This is a genomic window from Pseudomonas sp. R151218B TE3479, from assembly GCF_053629195.1.
Genome location: NZ_JBRJHV010000001.1, coordinates 3907204 through 3928850, shown reverse-complemented (window position 1 = coordinate 3928850; position 21647 = coordinate 3907204). Strand labels below are relative to the sequence as shown.

The 21647-nt window shown below is 61.7% G+C and carries 6 protein-coding genes and 4 pseudogenes; 3 read left to right on the top strand and 7 right to left on the bottom strand.

The features are described from left to right. Positions 1–186: 186 nt before the first annotated feature. The 6 genes and pseudogenes from AB7M32_RS17145 to AB7M32_RS17120 form a co-directional block, all read right to left on the bottom strand. Positions 187–3225: pseudogene (locus AB7M32_RS17145) on the bottom strand (amino acid adenylation domain-containing protein); the annotation flags it as partial. 186 nt (positions 3226–3411) lie between these two features. After that, positions 3412–6111, bottom strand: a pseudogene (locus tag AB7M32_RS17140) (non-ribosomal peptide synthetase); the annotation flags it as partial. Then, positions 6008–11382, bottom strand: a pseudogene (locus AB7M32_RS17135) (amino acid adenylation domain-containing protein); the annotation flags it as partial. The pseudogenes AB7M32_RS17135 and AB7M32_RS17140, both read right to left, overlap by 104 nt. Before the next feature lie 27 nt (positions 11383–11409). Then, positions 11410–12630: pseudogene (locus AB7M32_RS17130) on the bottom strand (condensation domain-containing protein); the annotation flags it as partial. A 462-nt stretch (positions 12631–13092) separates the two neighbouring features. Then, positions 13093–14793, bottom strand: coding sequence for a cyclic peptide export ABC transporter (locus tag AB7M32_RS17125; RefSeq protein WP_454250673.1), 1701 nt, complete (start codon positions 14791–14793; stop codon positions 13093–13095). Between the two features lie 34 nt (positions 14794–14827). Continuing rightward, positions 14828–15889 carry a TauD/TfdA family dioxygenase gene (locus AB7M32_RS17120; protein ID WP_454250672.1) on the bottom strand — a complete coding sequence of 354 codons (1062 nt, stop codon included), beginning with the start codon at positions 15887–15889 and terminating at the stop codon, positions 14828–14830. A gap of 337 nt (positions 15890–16226) precedes the next feature. On the opposite strand from AB7M32_RS17120, the gene syrB1 reads away from it, so the two are divergent. The 3 genes from syrB1 to AB7M32_RS17105 are packed head-to-tail and all read left to right on the top strand — an operon-like array spanning position 16227 to position 20299. Next, a complete protein-coding gene (gene syrB1, locus AB7M32_RS17115) occupies positions 16227–18074 on the top strand; it encodes a syringomycin E biosynthesis L-threonine--[L-threonyl-carrier protein] ligase SyrB1 (RefSeq protein WP_454250671.1) in 1848 nt (615 codons plus the stop codon). A gap of 17 nt (positions 18075–18091) precedes the next feature. After that, positions 18092–19027: a syringomycin E biosynthesis L-threonyl-[L-threonyl-carrier protein] 4-chlorinase SyrB2 gene (gene syrB2 / locus AB7M32_RS17110; protein WP_060742633.1), complete on the top strand. Its 936-nt coding sequence runs from the start codon at positions 18092–18094 to the stop codon at positions 19025–19027. A gap of 60 nt (positions 19028–19087) precedes the next feature. Next, entirely contained in the window at positions 19088–20299 is a 1212-nt protein-coding gene (locus AB7M32_RS17105) for an alpha/beta fold hydrolase (RefSeq protein ID WP_454250670.1), read from the top strand. 716 nt (positions 20300–21015) lie between these two features. Here the strand turns inward: AB7M32_RS17105 and AB7M32_RS17100 are convergent. After that, positions 21016–21627, bottom strand: a complete 612-nt coding sequence (locus AB7M32_RS17100; RefSeq protein ID WP_060742635.1) for an aspartyl/asparaginyl beta-hydroxylase domain-containing protein — start codon at positions 21625–21627, stop codon at positions 21016–21018. Between the last annotated feature and the right edge of the window lie 20 nt (positions 21628–21647).

Genomic DNA, 21647 nt, shown 5'->3' with positions numbered 1-21647 from the left:
ATTGTCGTAACGACCCACCTGCTCGACCTTGAGCAGCTCGGACCAGATCCGCGCCAGCGCCGTTTCGACCTCGCCTTGCGGGACTTCATAGCCACGGCCTGAATAGGCATCACTGTCAGGGACAGGCAAGGCCCGATGGTCGAGCTTACCGTTCGGGGTCAGGGGCAAGGCGTCCAGGCGCATGTAGGCCGCGGGCACCATGTGGCTGGGCAGATACACCTGCAATTGTTCGCGCAGGCTATCGGCTGTCAGTGCTTGATCCAGGGTGTCGTGCGCCGTGTAATACGCCACCAGGCGCTGGTCATCCGGGGCCTCTCCCACCGCGACGACAACGGCCTCCCGGACTCCGGCGCAAGCACCAAGCCTGGCTTCTATTTCACCCAGTTCGATGCGCAAGCCGCGGATCTTCAGTTGGCTGTCGTTGCGCCCCAGGTAGTCGATGTTGCCGTCCGGCAAGTAGCGCCCCAGGTCGCCGGTGCGGTACATCCGCGCGTCCTGCGTGGCGCTGAACGGGTCCTTCACAAAGCGCTCGGCGGTCAACTGCCCCCGGTTCAAATAACCCCGGGCAACCCCGGCGCCACCAATGTACAGCTCACCCGCCACGCCGACCGGAACCGGTTGCAGGTGGGCATCGAGCAGGTAGACCTGGGTGTTGGCCACCGGCTTGCCGATATGCAACACCGTTTGCGAGGCATCGATCCGCCCCGAGGTGGCCACCACCGTCGTTTCCGTGGGGCCGTAGTTGTTGATCAGTTCGAAGGGCAGATCGGCCGGTAGCTTGCGCAGGCGGTCGCCACCAATCAGCAAGGTACGCAGTTGATCGTGCCCCAGGTTGCGACCAAACGCGTATTCGGCGATGGGCGTGGGCAGGAAGCACACGTCCAGCGCCTGGGCCTGCCACCAGTCGAGCAGTGCGCCGACGTCCTCGCTACCCGCATGGGCCGGCGGCAACAGCAACGTCGCCCCCGCACACAGCGAAGGCCAGATCTCCCAGGCCGCCGCATCGAAACCGAAACCGGCGACACTGGAGGTGCGACTGCCGCGTTTCACATCGAAGGCCTGGCAATGCCAGCCCACCAGATTGCTGAGGTTGCGATGCTCGACCATCACGCCCTTGGGCAGACCGGTCGAGCCGGACGTGTAGATCACGTATGCCAGGTGACGGGCTTCGAGCCCCGGCACCTCGGGGTTGGAGACGGACTCGTCCTGCCAATCGGCGCTATCGAGCTCGATGACCGGCACCGCGCCAGCGGCCAGCAAACCCTGGGTGACGGCCTGCGCCAACACCGCGACCGGTGCGCTGTCCTGCAACAGGTAGGCAATACGTTCCGTTGGATAGGCCGGGTCCACGGGGACATAGCCCGCGCCGGCCTTCAGCACGCCCAATAGGCCAACGACCATTTCCAGGCTACGCTCGACACAGATCGCCACCCGATCGTCCGGGCAGACGCCCAGGGCCAACAGGCGATGCGCAACCTGGTTCGCCCGGGCGTTGAGCTCACAGTAAGTCAGTGTCTGGCCTGCATAGACCACTGCCACCGCTTGCGGATGTGCCGCGGCCTGGGCTTCGAACTGCCGATGGATCAGCGGGTCATGGGCATAGGTCGTCGCTGTCGCATTCCAGCTTTCAAGGAGTTGCTTACGTTCGGCCAGCGGCAATATTGCCAGGCTGTGCATCGGCGTCTGCGGCGCATGTTCCAACGCATCGACCAGATTTTCCAGCGCCACTTGCATATAGCCACAGATGCGTTGAGCACCGACCCGGGACTCGACCAGCACCGTCAGGCTGAAGTCTTCACCCAGGTCATCGACGCTCATCGTCAACGGATAGTTGGTGCGTTCTTCGCTCCCCACTATCTCGATACCCTGCCAGGCTGACGAGGTTTGCAGCGCGATGGGCTCGGCGACCGAGTGACGGTAGTTGAGCAACGCACTGAACAATGGCGTCGGTGCAGCCATGCCACTGCAACGTTGGGCCAACGCCAGGGAAGCATGTTCATGGCCCAACAAGCCGCTCAACCGCGCATGGGTCGCCCGTACAGCGTCGCGCACGCTTTGCGCACCGACCTGCACGCCAATCGGCAAGGTGTTGATGAACATTCCCAAGGCGCGATCGGCCCCTTCGCCGCCCTGCATCCGCCCCATCAACACCGTGCCGAACACCACATCCTCGCGACCCGAAACCCGGCCCAGCACCTGGGCCCAGGCCAGGTGATGCAAGGCTGCCGCACTCACCCCCAAGCGACGGGCCTGGGTCCGCAGGCGTCGACTCAAGTCGGTCGCGACAGCCTGCCGGGCTTCTTCGATACCGCTGCCATCGCCACGGACATCCTGCAAGCCGAACGGCAGCGTCGGTTCGTCGATGTCGCCGAGCATCGCGCGGAAAAACCCTTCGTGCTCTTCACGACTCACCCCCAGGCATACCTGGGCCACATAGTTGCGGTAAGGCACCGCATCGCCCAACTGACCGGCTTGGCCCGACAGGTGCGCCTGCATCTCGTGACGCACCACTTCCAGCGCCGCATGGTCGAGTGCCATGTGATGGAACAGCAAGGTAGCCAGCCAACGCTGGTTGACGGCGTCCTCTGCGAATCGGACGCACATCAACGGCGCCTGGCGGATATCCAGGCGTTGGTGACTGACGTCGAAGCTCGCCTTCAACTGAGCGAGAATGTCACCCTCTTCATCGTGCGGGATGACCTGCTCAACACCCAGTACCGCTTTGCGCCAGACCACTTGCACCGGTTCGTCCAGCCCTTCCCAGGCCATGGATGACCTCAAGATGTCGTGGCGGTCAATGACGCTTTGCAGGGCCTGGATAAACGCGTCGAGGCGTTCGCGGTTGTCGAAGGCGAACTGCGTTTGCAGCACGTAAGGGTCGCCTTGTTCGGCGGCCAGGTGATGGTAAAGGATGCCTTCCTGCAGGGGGGCCAACGGATAGATGTCCTGCACGTTGCGCGCACCACCCGGCACGGTGGACACGATGCGGTCGATGGCATCCTGGTCGAGGCTTGCCAGCGTCAGCATGTCAGGCGTGATCCGCTCGCAGTCGAGCGCAATCCGGTTGGCTGGCACCACGATTTCGTTGCTGCCTCCCACTGCCGCCGCCAACGCCGCGAGGGTTGGCTGGCCGAACAATATGCGCACGTCGGCGCTCAAGCCGGCCTGGCGCATGCGCTCGATCAGCGTGACCGCCAGCAGGGAATGCCCCCCCAGTTCGAAGAAGTGATCATGGCGACCGACCTGTTGCAGGCCCAGCAAATCCTGCCAGATTTGCGCCAGGGTGGTTTCAGCCTCGCCTTGCGGGGCTTCATAGCCACGGGTGATCAGCGCGTCGAGATCCGGCGCCGGCAGGGCCTTGCGGTCGAGTTTGCCGTTCGGCGTCAATGGCAATGCATCCAGACGCACGTAGGCGACGGGCACCATGTAGGCCGGCAGTTGCGCTTGCAGGTAGGCGCGCAAGGCTTCGATGTCTACCGAATCGTCTGGCGAATGCTGGGTGAAATAGGCGACCAGGCGCTTGTCGCCCGGTACGTCCTCACGGGCCAGGACTACGGTTTCGTTCAAGGCATCGTGTTGCGCGAGCTTGGCTTCGATCTCCCCCAGTTCGATGCGGAAACCGCGGATCTTCACTTGGTCATCGTTACGGCCCAGGTATTCGATGTTGCCGTCCGCCAGGTAGCGGCCCAAGTCGCCGGTCTTGTACATGCGGGCGTTTGGAACGGCGCTGAACGGATCTTTCAGGAAGCGTTCGGCCGTGAGGTCGTCGCGGTTCAAGTAACCACGAGCGACCCCGGCACCACCGATGTAGATTTCACCCGGCACGCCCAACGGCACAGGTTGTTTATGCTCATCCAGCAGATAGAACTGGGTGTTTGCCACGGGTTTGCCGATATGCGCGGCAAACCCATCTTCGCGGGCCATCGATACCCAGCTTGAATAGGTCGTGGTTTCCGAAGGGCCGTAGAGGTTGCACAGGCGCTTGACCTGAGTCTGTTCGAACAAGGCCTCCACCAGGCTGCGCTTCAAGGCTTCGCCGGCGACGTTGACCGTGTCGACGCCCTCGCCCAATCCGCCGGATTCCAGCAAGGCCTTGAGCGCCGACGGCACGGTATTGATCAGCGTGATGTCGTGCTCGCCCTGTTGCAGTTCCAGCACATTAGTGACCACTTCGATGCTGCCACCCGAGGTCAACGGCGCGAAGCACTCATAGACGGCCAGGTCAAAGTTCAGCGACGTCGAGAACAGGGTTTTCGACAACGTGGCGTCATCGAACGAACGATGGGCCCAGGTCAGGAAGTTCACCGTGTTGCGGTGCTCGATCATCACGCCCTTGGGCAGACCGGTCGAACCCGAGGTGTAGATGACATAGGCCAGATGAGAGGACGTCAGGCCAGTGACTTCAGGATCCAGCGACGATTCGCCCTGCCACAAGCCACTGTCGAGATCGATCACCGGCATTGATGCTGCGGCCAGCAATTCAAGGGTCGCCGTCTGCGCCAACACCGCCGCCGGCGCACTGTCTTCCAGCATGTAGGCGATGCGATCCAGCGGATACGCCGGATCCAGCGGTACATAACCGCCGCCAGCCTTGAGAATCGCCAGCAACCCCACGACCATCTCGATACCGCGTTCGACGCAGATCGCCACCCGCGAATCGGGCTGCACGCCCTGTTTGCGCAGGTAATGGGCCAGGCGGTTGGCCCGCTCGTTCAACTCGCGGTAGTTCAGGCGCTGCTCGCCACAGATCACCGCCACCGCCTCCGGCGTACGCTGGACCTGCTCTCCAAACAATTCATGAATCGTTTGCTGATGCGGATAATCCGCCTCGGTGGCGTTGAACGTCACCAGCAACCGATCACGCTCCTGCGCTGGCAAGATCGTCAAATCAGACAATGACGTTCCAGCCGCACACTCCAACGCCACGACCAGGCTCGTCAATGCCGCTTCCATATAGGCACCGATCCGCCGTGCGCCGATTTCGGCCACCGCCTGAACGGTCAGGCTGAAGCCGTCGCCGAGATCATCCACGGACAGCACCAGTGGATAGTTGGTGCGTTCTTCGCCGCCCAGTTCCTCGATCCCTTCCCATGTCGACAACGCTTCCAACGCATTAGGCTCGGCGACCGAATGACGGTAGTTGAGCAATGCGCTGAACAATGGCGTTGGTGCAATCACGCCACTGCAACGTTGGGCCAACGCCAGGGAAGCATGCTCATGGCCCAACAGCCCGCTCAGCCGCGCGTGAGTCGTCAGCACGCCGTCGCGCACGCTTTGTGCACCGACTTGCACACTGATCGGCAAGGTGTTGATGAACATTCCCAAGGCGCGGTCGGCCCCTTCGCCGCCCTGCATCCGCCCCATCAACACCGTGCCGAACACCACCTCTTCGCGCCCCGAAACCCGGCCCAGCACCTGGGCCCAGGCCAAGTGATACAGGCTCGCGGCACTCACGCCCAATTGGCGCGCCTGCAGACGCAGACGGCGGCTCAGCTCCGTCGAGATGGCCTGCTGGGCCTCCTCGATACTGCTTCCATCGCCACGGACATCCTGCAGGCCGAACGGCAGCGTCGGCTCGTCGATGTCGCCGAGCATCGCGCGGAAAAACGTTTCGTGCTCTTCACGACTCACGCCCAGGCACACCTGGGCCACATAGTTGCGATAAGGCACCGCGTCGCCCAACTGACCGGCGTGGCCCTGCAAGTGCATCTGTATCTCGTGGCGCATCACTTCCAGCGCCGTGTGGTCGAGCGCCATGTGATGGACCAGCAAGGTCGCCAGCCAACGCTGGTTGACGGCGTCCTGGGCGAACCGAACGCGCATCAACGGCGCCTGGCGGATATCCAGGCGCTCGTGACTGACGTCGAAGCTCGCCTTCAACTGAGCGAGAATGTCACCCTCCTCAGGGTGCAGGATGACGTGCTCAACACCCGGTACCGCCTTGCGCCAGACCACTTGCACCGGTTCGTCCAGCCCTTCCCAGGCCATGGATGACCTCAAGATGTCGTGGCGGTCGATTACTCCCTGCAAGGCCTGGGTGAAATCGTCCAGGCGTTCGCGGCTGTCGAAGGTGAACTGCGCTTGCAGCACATAGGGATCGCCTTGCTCGGCGGCGAGGTGATGGTAAAGGATGCCTTCCTGCAGCGGCGCCAGCGGATAGATGTCCTGCACGTTGCGCGCACCGCCCGGCACCGCCGATACGATGCGGTCGATGGCCTCCTGACTCAACTTTGCCAGCGGCAGCATGGCTGGGGTGATGTGTTCGCAACCCAAAGGAATCAGGTTTGCCGGGACAGTCACCTCGTTGCCAGTCCCCACTGCCGCCGCCAGCGCGGCCAAGGTCGGTTGATTGAACAATATGCGCACATCGGCGCTCAAGCCGGCCTGGCGCATCCGCTCGATCAGGCTGACGGCCAACAGCGAGTGCCCGCCCAACTCGAAGAAATGGTCATGACGGCCGACGCGCTCGACCTTGAGCACCTCTTGCCAGAGCTGCGCCAGGGTGGTTTCGACCTCGCCTTGCGGGGCTTCGTAGCCACGGGTGATCAGCGCGTCGAGGTCCGGCGCCGGCAGGGCTTTGCGGTCGAGCTTGCCGTTCGGTGTCAGTGGCAAGGCATCCAGGCGCACGTAGGCGACGGGCACCATGTATGCCGGCAGTTGCGCTTGCAGGTGCGTGCGCAGGGCTTCGATCTCTACTGTTTCGTCCGGCGAGTGTTGGGTGAAATAAGCCACCAGGCGCTTGTCACCCGGCACGTCTTCACGGGCCACGACCACGGTTTCCTTGATGTTTGGAGCCTGGGCGAGTTTGGCTTCGATCTCCCCCAGCTCGATACGAAAACCGCGGATCTTCACCTGATCGTCGTTACGGCCCAGGTATTCGATGTTGCCGTCCGGCAGGTAGCGGCCCAGGTCGCCAGTGCGATACATGCGCGCATTTTGAGCCGTGCTGAATGGATCTTTCAGGAAGCGCTCGGCCGTCAGGTCATCGCGGTTCAGATAACCACGAGCGACCCCGGCACCACCGATGTAGATTTCGCCCGGAACGCCCAGTGGCACGGGTTGTTTGTGCTCGTCCAACAGATAGAACTGGGTGTTCGCCACCGGTTTGCCGATATGCGCGGCAAACCCATCTTCGCGGGCCATCGACACCCAGCTTGAATAGGTCGTGGTTTCCGAAGGGCCGTAGAGGTTGCACAGGCGCTTGACCTGGGTCTGTTCGAATAAAGTGTCAACCAGACTGCGCTTGAGCGCTTCACCGGCGACATTCACCGTGTCGATGCCCTCGCCCAATCCGCCGGATTCCAGCAACGCCTTGAGCGCCGACGGCACGGTATTGATCAGGGTGATGTCGTGCTCGCCCTCTTGCAGTTCCAGCACATTAGTGACCACTTCGATGCTGCCGCCCGAGGTCAACGGCGCGAAGCACTCGTAGACCGCCAGATCGAAGTTCAGCGACGTCGAGAACAGGGTTTTCGACAGGGTTTGAGCGTCAAACGAGCGATGCGCCCAGGTCAGGAAATTCACTGTATTGCGGTGCTCGATCATCACGCCCTTGGGCAGACCAGTCGAACCGGAGGTGTAGATGACATAGGCCAGGTGTGAGGACATCAGCTCAGCCATCTGCGGATTCTGGACGGACTCGTCCTGCCAATCGCCGCTGTCGAGATTGATCACTGGCATCGAGGCTGCGGCCAGCAATTCAAGGGTCGCCGTCTGCGCCAACACCGCCGTCGGCGCACTGTCTTCCAGCATGTAGGCGATGCGATCCAGCGGATAAGCCGGATCCAGCGGTACATAACCGCCGCCGGCCTTGAGAATCGCCAGCAATCCCACGACCATCTCGATACCGCGTTCGACGCAGATCGCCACCCGCGAATCGGGCTGCACGCCCTGTTTGCGCAGGTAATGGGCCAGGCGGTTGGCCCGCTCGTTCAACTCGCGGTAGCTCAGGCGCTGCTCGCCACGAATCACCGCCACGGCCTCCGGCGTACGCTGGACCTGGTTCTCGAATAGACCATGAATCGTTTGCTGCTGCGGATAGTCGGCTGCGGTGGCGTTGAATGTCACCAGCAGTTGTTCGCGCTCCAAGGCCGGCAAAATCGTCAAATCCGCCAGGGGCGATTCAACCGCACGCTCCAACGCCGCCGCCAGGCTCGTCAACGCCGCTTCCATATAGGCGCCGATCCGCCGCGCACCGATTTCGACCACCGCTTGAACGGTCAGGCTGAAGCCGTCGCCGAGATCGTCCACGGACAGCGTCAGCGGATAGTTGGTGCGCTCTTCGCCGCTCAGAATTTGCGCCCCGGCCCAGCGACGCCCTTCACCGACCGCCTTGGGTGCCTGCGCCGCCACGGCTGTCTGCCGGTAATTCATCAGCGCGCTGAACAAGGGGGTCGGCGCGGCGACGCCGCTGCAACGCTGCGCCAGGGACAATGGCGCGTGTTCATGCCTCAGCAGGGTCGCCAACCGCGCGTGGGTCGCTTTCAGCGCGGCCAATACCCCCTGGCCTCCCGCTTCGACGCGCAAGGGCAGTGTGTTGACGAACATGCCCAGGGCATGGCCGGCTTCCTGCCCACTGTGCAGGCGTCCCATCAGTACCGTGCCAAACACCACCTCCTGGCGACCGGACAAACGCCCCACTACCTGACCCCAGGCCAGGTGATGCAGACTGGCCGCACTCACTCCCAGGCGCCGTGCCTGGGTACGCAACCGCTGGGCCAGATCGGCGGCCAGCGGCAACACCATCTCTTCGACACCGACACCATCGCCCTGCACATCCCGCAGACCGAACGGTAATGTCGGCTCGTCTATGTCCCCCAGCATCTCGCTGAAGAACGCCTCATGGTGTTCGTGATTGCCTGCCAGCCGCACCTGCGCCACATAGTTGCGGTAAGGCACCGATACCGGCAGTTCGGCCGAACGGCCCTCCAGATGCGCCTCGATCTCCTTGCCCAGCATCCCCAGGGAGGTGGCGTCGTCAATCAGGTGATGGAACAACAACACCGCGACCCAGTTGCCGTGGGTGAGATCTTCGGTGAAATGAATGCGCATCATCGGCGCCTGGCGCAGATCGAAGCGGGTGTGACGCGGATCGAAACGGCGCTGCATCTGGCCAGCGATATCGCCTTCAGCCGCATCCAGACCGAGTTCTTCGACCATCAGCCGTGCCTGGCGCCAGACCACTTGGACCGGCTCGCCCAAGCCTTCCCACGCCACCGAGGTACGCAGAATGTCATGGCGTTCAATCGCCACTTGCAAAGCCTGCACAATAGCATCGAGCTGTTGGCGGCTGTCGATGCGCAACAGAATCTGCAACAGGTAAGGATCGCCTTCCTCGGTCGCCAGGTGGTGATACAGGATGCCTTCCTGCAACGGCACAAGCCCATAGATATCCTGGACATTGCCCACGCCGCCCGGCACTGCCGCGACCACTCGATCGATCTCGTCCTGGGTCAGCGTTGCCAGTGGCAGCATGTCCGGTGTGATGCGTTCGACCCCGTGGGCAATCATGTTGTCCGGTACCACGATGCCATTGCTGACACCCGTGGCGGCGGCCAGCGATGCCAACGTCGGCTGGCCAAAGAGAACCCCCACATCGGCGTGCAGCTTGACCTGGCGCATGCGTTCGATCAGCTTGACCGCCAGCAAGGAGTGGCCGCCCAATTCGAAGAACCGATCGTGCCGCCCCACCTGTTCCACACCGAGCAGTTCGGCCCAAAGCCTGGCCAGAACAGTTTCCACTGCGCCTTCCGGGGCTTCGTAGCTGCGACGGGCATAGGCCTGTGAATCGGGCGCCGGCAGGGCCTTGCGGTCCAGCTTGCCGTTGGTCGTCAATGGGAGCGCATCCAGCAACACGAATGCACTCGGCACCATGTAGTCAGCCAACAAGCCCAGCAATTGGTCCCGCAGGTCAGCCACCGAGAGTGGCCGACCTGCGTCGGCCACCACATAAGCCACCAGGCGCTTGTCCCCCGGGTTGTCTTCACGGGCGATCACCACCGCTTCGCGCACCTGCGCGCATACCGCCAGCTTCGCTTCGATCTCGCCCAGCTCAATGCGGAAACCACGGATCTTTACCTGTTCATCGTTGCGCCCCAGGTATTCCAGTTCACCGTTTTTCAGCCAGCGGCCAAGGTCACCGGTACGGTACATTCGCCCATGAGCCCCACCGTCGAACGGGTCGGCCAGGAATCGCGTTTCGTCAAGCTGGGGCCGGTTCAGGTAACCCCGCGCCACGCCCGCGCCCCCTACATACAACTCACCCTCCACGCCTACCGGCACCGGTTGGCCGTATTTGTCGAGCAGGTACAGGCGCAGATCGGGAATACGCTTGCCGATCGGGCTGACGCCGGTCAGTTGCGCATCCGCGGCACACAATGCGCGGTAAGTCACATGCACCGTCGTTTCGGTGATGCCATACATGTTCACCAACTGCGTCCCGGCATTGGTCGAACGGGCATACCACGGCTTGAGCATGCTGGTTTCCAGCGCTTCGCCGCCAAAGATCACCTGGCGCAGGCTATGGCACAGATCGCTCTCACCCTGGGCCACGATCAGTTGCCGGAAAGCGCTTGGCGTCTGGTTCAGCACGGTCACACCGGCCTCGCACAGCAGCGCGTAGCAGTCTTGCGGAGAACGACTGACCAGTTGCGGCACCACCAGCAAGCGGCCACCGTGGGTCAACGCGCCCCAGATTTCCCAGACCGAGAAATCGAAGGCGAAGGAATGGAACAGCGCCCACACATCCTGCGGACCAAAATCGAACCAGGGTTGGGTCGCCGAAAACAGCCGTGCGACGTTGCGGTGTTCGACCATCACACCCTTGGGCAGACCAGTGGAACCGGAGGTGTAGATCACATAGGCCAAGTGGTGCGAGGCCAGGGCACGCACATCAGGGTTGAACCGTGGCTGTGCGCTGATACCCGCCGCTTCGGCCTGGTCAAGCAACACCACCGGGACTTGCAACGCCGGCAGCTGAACCTGCAGCGTCGATTGAGTGAGCAAAGCAACCGGCGCACTGTCGTCGAGCATGAAGGCCAGGCGCTCCTGGGGATAGGCCGGATCCAGCGGCACATAGCCGGCACCGGATTTCAGGATGCCCAGCAGGCCGATGATCATGTCCAGACCGCGCTCGACACAGATCGCCACGCGGTCGTCCGGGCGGACTCCGAGGATTAACAACCGGTGCGCCACCTGATTCGCCCGGGCGTTGAGTTCGCCATAAGTCAGGCAACGGTCTTCATGCACCACCGCTACCGCGTCAGCTTGGGCCCGTGCCTGCGCTTCGAACAGGCCATGGATCGTGTGGTCATGCTCATACGTGCGCGCATCGCTCGCGTTCCAGGCCTCAAGCATGTCCGCTTCGGTCGCAGTCGGCAGAATGAAGCCCTCGATCGGCAATGTATCGTCACGCAAGCCTTGCTCCAGCACATGCATGAATCGATCGGCCATCGACTCGATTTCATCGGCCTGGAAGTAGCTTTCGTTGTAGATCCAGTGCAGCCAGGCATTGTCGTCGTGCGGGTTGCTCCGGATATGGATGGACAGCGGCATCTGTTCCTGGCCGTTCGAGCCCATCACGAAATGAGCCGGCGCCTGTCCGAACATGAACCGACGATCTTCCTGCTCATAGGAGAACGAAACGTCGAACAGTTGCGCGCGGTTGTCGCGCCGCAACTCTAGCGAACGGTTCATCTCGCTCAGGGGGAACCGCTGGTTGCGATAGTCCTGTTTGAGTGTGCGGGTCACGCCACGTATCAACTCGCCAAATGACAAGTCGCTGGCGAACTTGAAGCGCACGGCACTGACCTGCGTGAACAGCCCCGCCGTTTTCTTGAAGGTGGCATTGGGGCGGTTCAGGATCGGCAGGCCGATCACCAATTCATCACGTTGGGTGGTCCGTATGAAAAAGACATACAGTGCAGCCAGCAGCACCGAAAAACGTGACGCCTGATGCGCTTGCGCCAGGACATCGATTCGATCGCTCAAGGTGTGGGCGAAGCGATACAAGGCTTGAGCACTGGGAGCCAGGACCCCGGGCGACTGATCATGGTGACGTGCGATGAACAGTGGATCCGGAACGTCCTGGTATTTGTCCAGCCAGTACGCCTCATCGAGCTTGAAACGAGGGGAATCACGATAGCGGGCATCTTCTTCGATGAAGCCGACATAGGACGGTGCCGACAGGTCAGGCGGCTGGTCGTTCTCCAGAGCGTCATAGAGTTCACCCAGCGAAGTGAGCACCAAACCGACGCCCCATCCGTCCAGGATGATATGGTGAAGGTGCATCACAAAATAAAACGACGTGTCACCGAGTTTAGCCAGATAGAACCGGAACAAAGGACTTTCATCCAACCTGATGGCGACCGCCATCCGTTGTTGCATCCAGGCATGGACCGCTGCCTCTGGGTCGGGCCGATCGGAAAAATCCAGCACGGGAACCCGCGCCTCCAATGTCTCTGCCATTGTCTGCATGGGCACGCCGTCGGCGCCGTAATGCAATACCGTACGCAGGGCGTCATATTTTTCAATCAACAGGTCGACCGCCCGCTGAAAACGCTCAGGGTCGATGGCACCCTGGATATGGAGATAGCCACCGATGTTGTACAGGGGAGAATCGCCCTTGGTCATCTGGTCCAGCCAGATGTCCCGCTGCGCTGTCGTCAGAGGGTAGCTTGTCGAGAGCTGGAGAAACTGATTCATACCCACCCCTCCGACACTCGTACGCACACCCACGACGAACCGCCCGGAGCCTTCCGGCCCCGTGGTTTTTCATCACGCCGGTCGGCCGGCAGCCCCATTGCAACAACGCCATCCACAGCACGCGCAAAGATAAATTCCATACGTTCCTTCTCAGAGATTTGTCAGTGCTGCCCGGGTTGAATGCAACAGGCACGCCTGGAGTTGATGCAAATCCGCGCAAGTAGCCAGCGCGGCATGGGGCGATCGAGCGACCGGAGCGTTCTTGCATGGCATCGCCACCCGGCGGTGGACACACGTCTGCCGGGTGAAGTTGATGCCAAGCGTTTTTCACGGTTTTTCAGCGGTACTGTCGCGACATCGCAAGCCGGACGATGGGGCCTGAATGGACATTCAGGCTCGCTTGTCGCGCAAGGCGCAGTTGATGTCGGAAACAATCTGGCCATCCGACAACTTGATGATGCGATCAGCCAGTTGGAAGTACTGGTCGTCATGGGTAATGATCAGCACCGTCTTGCCACGACGCTTGAGGTCGGGCAGCAGTTCCTCGTAGAAGAACTTCTTGAACGGTGGATCCTGGTCCGCGGCCCATTCGTCCAGCACGTAGACCGACCGGTCTTCCATGTAGGCGCACACCAGTGCCAGGCGTTTTTGCTGGCCATAAGACAAGGCCTTCAGGGTTGAATACCCCTGCCCTTCGATCTTGATCTTGTCGGCCAGCCCCAAGGTTTCCAAGTACTTGCTCGCCAGTGTCGGGCTGCCGTCCTCTTCGTCGGGGCCGATGAGCCGGTTGAACAGATGGAAATCGGAAAACACCGCGGAGAACAGATCGCGATAGTCGTTGCGATTTTCATCCGTGACAGGCTTGCCATCGAGCTGGACCACCCCCTCCTGGGGGATGTAGAGCCCGCAGAGGAGCTTGGCCAAGGTGCTTTTACCGCAACCGTTGCCACCGACGATGTAGATCAACTCGCCTGCCTGCACCGTCAGGTCGATGGGCCCCAGGGAGAAACCGGTCTCGGCGTGCAACTCCTGGTAATGCATGCGCACGGCTTTCAATTCGATGCGATTCCACGACTTCTTGTGCTCCAGCAGATGAACCTTGGGCACCTCGGTCTCGATGGGTTCCGGGTGCGGATCGTTGATCGAGAAACCGAACTCCGAAAGACGCGTACACGCCACCCGTCCCGCTGCCAGCAAGGGCATCGCCCCAACCAGCAACGACAGCGGGCCCATGATGTACAACACGGCCAGGACGCTGGCGGTCATGATTTTCGGATCGATGGCACCGACCAGGGGCGCGGCGAACAGCAGGCAACCGATCAGCAACGACAGCGTGAATTGCCCGACGTTGTCGGCGGCGGTGTACCACAGGCGCTCGACGAAGTTGTAGCGCGCTACACGGGTGGAAGACGCCTCGATGGCCGAGCGACCGAACCAACGGCGTCGCACGCCATTGAGCTTGAGCTCCTTGAGGCCGAACACCAGCGCGTGGGTGTATTCATTGAACGCGGTGTATTCGTCCCGCACACGAGAGGTGTTCCGCACGCCACAGGAAAAGAAGAACAGATACAGCCCCACCCCCAGGATCATCAGTGACACCGTCAAGGCCAGCACGACCCAGGACAGGTAGGCCAGGTAGCCGATGCCGAACAGAAAAACCGTCGTCTCCACCAGGATCGTGGGCATGATGATCAGTGTCGTATTCAATTGCGGGATGTCGTTGGTCAGCATCGTCAGCACATTGGGCGGGCCGCGCCGGTCCACTTCTTCCAGTGGCGTGGCGAGAATCTTGCGGCACAGCGCAATACGCAAGCGAGTCATGATCCGCATGCTGGCGTAGGCCGGGAACAGCGCCGCACCGTTGCGCAGGATCAGCGCCGTGGCACTGAGCCCGATGAACCAGTACAGCGCATGCAGGCGCGAGCCGTCATTGTGGATAGCCTCGTTGATCACGCTCACCACCGCGATGGACGCCACGCCGCTGATGACACCGCAGATCAACGTAAAGAGCGTCAGCCAGGGATGATTACGCCACAGCAGGCGCATGACCGAGCCTGGCTTGGGCTTCTTCGCTTTCTTCTCTTTTTTCATGGGTTGCTATCCTTCAATGGAGTCGCGAAAGGGCTCACGCCGGTCGCCATACATCGCCCCGGGCGGTCATTTCGCCCATCGCCACAACGATGAGGCGTGGTTCCTCGTAAGGGTCGCGAGCGTGGGCGGCCAACATGTTGTCGAGCATCACCACATCGCCCTTGCGCCAGGCGAACCTGACCGCACAGGCCTCATAGGCCTCACCGAGCAATGCCATGACGTCGTCTTCAATCGGCGTTCCATCGCCGTAACTGACCATGCGCGGCAGACGATCGGCGCCGAACATATCGAGCAGATCTTCGCGCATTTCCTCGCCGAGACAGAACGGATGGTGCAGCTGTACCTGATTGAAAAAGGCCCGCTCCCCAGTCACCGGATGCTGGATAACCGCTGGACAGAGGGTGCGCACCTGCAGGGTTTCTTCGTCGAGCCATTCGAAATCGGTGCCCTGTTCCCGGCATCGCTGTTCGACGGCCGCGCGGTCGCCGGTGCCGAAGAACGATGCCCAGCTCGGCTCGACGCCAGCGGTAAAAGTGCGGCTGTACATCAGGCCTTTTTGTTCGAACCGAGCCACCACCTGCGGCGGCAGGCTTTGCAGCACTTGGCGGATGTCGGCCAGCGGCGTGGCACCGCCAACCCGTGACGGCTGCTCGCAATAGAACCATTGCTTGCGCGGCCAGCTTTCCAGGTGCGAGCTCTCGTTGTGATACAGGATCATCTCGCGCTCCGGATACGGCGTGGAGCGGTAGACATTGCGTCCGCCCTCCTTCTTCGGCAAGTCGCCGTAGCTGCAGTGCAAACCGGGCGACAAGGCTTCGGCGAACGCCTCGAAGGCCGGCACCGAGCCGAGGTCAAAACCACGAAACAGCACCGCGCCGTGACGACACAGCAACGCCTCGATGGCCTCGCGATGGGTGTTGGCCCACAACGAAGGATCCAGCCCCGGTCCGATTGGCTCGATCACCACTGGCAAACTCAAATCGTCGGCGAGCAATGACAGCCTGACCGATTCGCCGGCCCCGTGACCTGGCCAGACAAGCGAATCCGCCATCCCGTCAGCGGGTATGACGGGCGATGCGTCAGTTTGAAGACTCATGAATAACTCCTGAACCACGGATCGTCGGATCCACGTCGCAGGGCCGGACCAATGCGCCCCACCATCGGGCAAGGATAAAAACACTGATCCGGGATGATGTCTGGCACCGCAAACCGGGACAGAGGGGGTCATGGTGTTTACTCGGGGCGTTTGCGGAGCGGCTGATCTTTGTCCCCATTTCCCGCGACAGACGCCGGCACGAAGTCGGTGCTGAAATGCGTCAGCTGCGAATTGCACAGGTACCGCAAACGATGCCGTGGGTCGCAGTGACGTCTCGAGCACATCGGTTTGCGACACGCAAACACGCTGTGCCTGGCATTTAACAGGAGCGTTAGTCATGCCGATTAAGAACACTGGCGGATCGGTCAACCCCGCGCCAGCCCCCCTCACGCCCGGTGCATTCCTGCATGAAATATTCGTCGCCCGGGCCCGTGAATTCCCTGAGCGAACCGCGGTTTCCGACGCCTCTCGCTCATTGAGCTACGCACAACTCGACACGGCTTCGTCGCAGCTGGCGGCCAGGCTTCGCCAGGAAGGCGTCCAGGACGGCATGCTGGTGGGGATGTGCCTGCCACGTGGCGTCGACCTGGTCATCAGTCTGCTGGGCATCCTCAAGGCCGGCGGCGCCTACGTCCCGGTCGACCCGCAATACCCCGGCAAGCGGGTCGAACACATCGTGCGCGACAGCGGCCTGGGCCTGATGATCGGTGAACTCGCCGACCTGCCCCAGAGCGCGTCCGTACGCGTCCTGGCCCTGGCCGAGCTGCTGGCCGGCCCGACCCTGCAACCGCTGCCCGCCAACGACCGCCGCAACCCCGACGAGGCCGCGGCCTATGTCATCTATACCTCCGGTTCCACCGGCGAGCCCAAGGGTGTATTGGTGGCGCACGGTAACGTCAGCCGCCTGTTGGACAGTACCCAGCGCTCGTTCGCCTTCACCGAAAACGACGTCTGGTCGATGTTCCACTCCATCGGTTTCGACTTTTCGGTGTGGGAAATCTGGGGCGCCCTCGCCCACGGAGGCCACGTCGCCGTGGTGCCCTACGATGTTTCGCGCTCGCCAAGTGGCACGCGTCAATGGCTGGCCGACCAGGGCGTGACTGTCCTGAGCCAGACGCCATCGGCGTTCCGCGGCCTGGATGAGGCGGACCGCTCTGCCACTGCGCCACTAGCCCTGCGCTATGTGGTGTTCGGCGGCGAGGCGCTGCCAGCCACCGTACTGAGGCCGTGGGTTGAGCGCCATGGCGATCAGAAGCCAGCCTTGATCAACATGTACGGCATCACCGAAGCCACCGTCCACACCACCTTCAAACGTGTGCTTGGCCAGGACCTGGAAAGCGCCGCCATGGTGTCCATCGGCACGCCGCTGGACGGCTGGCGCCTGCACCTGCTCGACGCCGATCAACAACCGGTGGCCCAAGGCAACGCCGGTGAGCTGTACATCGAAGGCGCCGGAGTCGCCCTGGGCTACCTGAATCGTCCCGCCCTGAACGCCGAGCGCTTCGTCCGGTTGCCGGGCACTTCGAGCCGTGCCTATCGCACCGGCGACCTGCTGGTGCTGGGAGACGATGGCGAGTACCGCTACGCCGGTCGTTGCGATGAACAACTGAAGATCCGTGGGTTCCGTATCGAGCCGGGCGAAGTCGAGGCGTGCCTGCAAGCCAGCCCCGCCGTAGCCGCCGCCCACGTGGCCGGTCACGATTATGGCGATGGCGACTGGCGCCTGGTCACCTACGTGGTGCCGACCCACGGCGTGGCGGCCTGGACCGAACAGGTGCGCAGCGAAGTGGCCGCACAGGTGGCCGCGAACCTGCCGGACTACATGCGCCCCTCGGCCTACATCCCACTGGCCGCGTTGCCGGTCACCGACCACGGCAAGATCGACAAGGGCCGCCTGCCCTCGCCCGATTCCACCACCTCGACAGTGGACCACGCCAGCGAACCGGGCCTCACCGAGCAGGAGCAGTTCGTGCTCAAGGTCTGGTCGGACGACATCGGCCTGAAGAACATCGGCCTGAACGATGATTTCTTCGACTTCGGCGGCACCTCCCTGGCCCTGATCCGCTCGTTGAGCACGTTCAAGGCCCATTACCGGGTCAACCTCGACCCAGGTGTGCTGGCAGATGGCGCGACCGCCAAAGTGTTGGCCGGCTGTATCCAGCGCTCCCTTGTTCAAGCCCATTGATCGAAAAGGAAAAGCTCATGAGCAAAAAATTCGCCTTGACCCCGGAAGAACGTGCGTCCTTTGAAAAGAACGGTTTCATCGGACCGTTCGACGCCTATTCGCCAGAAGAAATGAAAGAAACCTGGAAGCGCACCCGTCTGCGCCTGCTCGACCGCAGCGCCGCGGCCTACCAGGACCTGGATGCGATCTCCGGCGGTACCAACATTGCCAACTACGATCGCCACCTGGACGACGAATTCCTCGCCAGCCACATCTGCCGTCCGCAAATCTGCGACCGCGTCGAGAGCATCCTCGGCCCGGACGTGCTGTGCTGGCGCACTGAGTTTTTCCCTAAATACCCGGGCGACGAAGGCACCGACTGGCACCAGGCCGACACCTTCGCCAACGCCTCGGGCAAGCCGCAGATTCTCTGGCCGGAAAACGAAGACTTCGGCGGCACCATCACCGTCTGGACCGCCTTCACCGACGCCAACATCGCCAACGGTTGCCTGCAGTTCATTCCCGGCACCCAGAACAGCATGAACTACGACGAAACCAAGCGCATGGCCTACGATCCCGATGCCAACAACAGCTCGGTGGTCAAGGATGGTGTGCGGCGCGGTTTCTTCGGCTACGACTATCGCCAGTTGCAGATCGACGAAAACTGGAAGCCCGACGAAGCCTCCGCCGTGCCCATGCAGATGAAAGCCGGCCAGTTCATCATTTTCTGGTCGACCCTGATGCACGCTTCTTATCCCCACAGCGGCGAGTCCCAGGACATGCGCATGGGCTTCGCCTCACGTTATGTACCGTCGTTCGTGAAGATCTACCCGGACTCCGACCACATCGAGGAATACGGTGGACGTATCAGCCTTGAAAAGTACGGCGCGGTGCAGGTGATCGGCGAGACGACCCCTGAATACAATCGCCTTGTCACCCACACAACCCGAGGCAAGAAGTTCGAAGCCGTCTGATCTTTTCAATGCCATATGACAGTTGGCATGCGCAACGTGCCTGACAGGAGTCCCCAATCCATGACTACTTCCACCGACGCAGCGACGCGCCTGTGTGAGACCGTAAGGATGCTTAGGCACCTTGCCATCCATTTGCCCGATCCTATCTGCCTGAGCTTTTTGGCCCAGGGCAGTGACGTGGCGCCCGACCAGGCTTCCTCCAGCGTGAGAGCCACGGAACGCGCGGTCAGCACCGCGTTCGCCAGGATCGGCGTCAAAGCCGTGCAGTACGTGCATGACGGCGAAGCGCAACTGTCATCTTTCGAGATGTTCATCAGCAAGAAAATCTGCCAGGCGCTCGAGTTTGCCTATGACCACTTCGACGATGTCGACAGTGCCAAGGACTTCGGGCGCCTGGTCAGACACTTCGATTTCAGCGGTGCCGTGCCCGAGGTCGAGACACTGCACCTGATTACCCGCGACAATGTGGCGCTGTCGGTGCACGCCAGCACCGATCGAAACCGCCCAGCCATCGTTCTCGCCCTGCCCTGCGGCATGCCGTTCGACTTGTGTCGCGACTGGTTCAATGCGCTGAGTGAAAGGTTCTTCGTGGTCACCTGGGAAACCCGCGGGCTGTTCGGTTCCTGCACCTCCTTCGATCAATTGTCCGTGGACACCGATGCCCAGGTGGGCGACCTGATCAATGTGATGAACCACTATGGCCTGCAAAGCGCGCACTTGATGGGTATCTGCGGTGGCGCGGTGATCGCCCTCAGCGCAGCTGCCATCCACACCGACCGGGTCAATTCCCTGAGCTTGTGGCACGGCGATTACAATCTGGGAGACGACAGCCTGCGTACCACCCACCAGCAGAACTTCGAGTGGCTGATGGAATCGGCCGCCGTGGACCGCAACGAAGCCAGCGACCTGCAGGCGTTGTTCCTGGACCAGGCGACCCTGGCGACCATTCCGGACTCCATCGCCCATGCGGCGCTCTACCCCTATGTCAACGAAGAGCTGTTCTATCGCTATGCGCGACTCAACGATGCGCTGAACAAGACTGAGTTGAAGTCGCGGCTGGAGCAGATCACGGCGCCCACCCTGGTCGTCGCCGGCGATGCCGATGAAACCACCCACATTGGCGGTTCCAAGCACATTGCCGAGTCCATCAGTGACGCTTTGCTGCATGTGGAGCGTAATGGCAGCCATTTGGCGTTCTTCGAGTCGACCCATCGCTCGAAACACACCGCCTTCCACTTCCTGGAATCGACCCTCGAATCGACGGTGGTCTGACTGACCGGATAGAGCGCAGTGCAAAACCCGGGGGAGCTGAGCTTGCTCGCGATAGCGGCGGTTCAGCTTGCATCGGGATTGAATGTGCCGCCGTCATCGCGAGCAAGCTCGCTCCCACAGTGGATTGTTGGCGGATGCTGAATCTGTAGGCACCCAGGAACCCATGTGGGAGCGAGCTTGCTCGCGATAGCGGTGGGTCAGTCAATGAAGACGGTAAATGTGCCGGCCTCTTCGCGAGCAAGCTCGCTCCCACAGTGGATTGTTGGCGGATGCTGAATCTGTGGGCACCCAGGAACCCCTGTGTGCGAGCTTGCTCGCGATAGCGGTGGGTCAGTCGATGAAGACGGTAAATGTGCCGGCCTCTTCGCGAGCAAGCTCGCTCCCACAGTGGATTGTTGGCGGATGCTGAATCTGTGGGCACCCAGGAACCCCTGTGTGCGAGCTTGCTCGCGATAGCGGTGGGTCAGTCGATGAGATGTTGAATGTGCCGGCCTCTTCGCGAGCAAGCTCGCTCCCACAGTGGATTGTTGGCGGATGCTGAATCTGTAGGCACCCAGGAACCCATGTGGGAGCGAGCTTGCTCGCGATAGCGGTGGGTCAGTCAATGAAGACAGTAAATGTGCCGGCCTCTTCGCGAGCTGGCTCGCTCCCACAAAAGGGGGCCGCGGCGACCTCAATCTTTCGGTCGCCACCCTTCCCGGTGACATGGATCCACATCAAGCCACCATGTGCTTCTCACGATGAAACTCAAGGTACAGCACAGTACGGTGAGCCCTGGACGCATTGACCGCAAAGTGGTCCAGGGATCCATCGAAAATCACCAGGTTACCGTTGGTGCTCTGGTTAAAGCTGCCATTGACATTAAGGTAGGCATAGTTCTGTGTGGTAGGCGCGTCGATGGTCAATTGCATGTGCAGCAGACCTTCTTCCCAAGTGCCGGTATGAGAATGCGTACCGAGGAACACATTGGGTTCCATGCGCAATAAGGCGCAAAGCTTGATGCCGGGAATCTTGCTCAGCAGCTCGATGGTCCCGGGCATGGCGTCGCGTGCGTAGGGGATCGGGGTGTCGTAGGCCACCAGGCCGTACTGGGTCCACTCCGGCATGATATCCATGTCGTCGCCCCATCCCCAGAGCCAGCCATACTCTCCCCCAGCCGCCATGTGAGCGTCGATCTCCTCGACGATCTCGGCGATCTGCTTGCCCACGCGGTTGATCGTCAGGGTTGGCGCATCGAGGGCCAGAAATTCCTCGCGGATCACTTCCCAATTGTCGGCCAGGTTCTTCAGTTGCGGAAAACGGCTGGGATCATAAAACGACGGGCGCATAGGTACTCCTTTTATTGAGG

Coding starts and splice junctions, on each gene's coding strand:
- AB7M32_RS17125 (WP_454250673.1), bottom strand. CDS start 14,793: ATGAAAAAAGAGAAGAAAGCGAAGAAGCCCAAGCCAGGCTCGGTCATG.
- AB7M32_RS17120 (WP_454250672.1), bottom strand. CDS start 15,889: ATGAGTCTTCAAACTGACGCATCGCCCGTCATACCCGCTGACGGGATG.
- syrB1 (WP_454250671.1), top strand. CDS start 16,227: ATGCCGATTAAGAACACTGGCGGATCGGTCAACCCCGCGCCAGCCCCC.
- syrB2 (WP_060742633.1), top strand. CDS start 18,092: ATGAGCAAAAAATTCGCCTTGACCCCGGAAGAACGTGCGTCCTTTGAA.
- AB7M32_RS17105 (WP_454250670.1), top strand. CDS start 19,088: ATGACTACTTCCACCGACGCAGCGACGCGCCTGTGTGAGACCGTAAGG.
- AB7M32_RS17100 (WP_060742635.1), bottom strand. CDS start 21,627: ATGCGCCCGTCGTTTTATGATCCCAGCCGTTTTCCGCAACTGAAGAAC.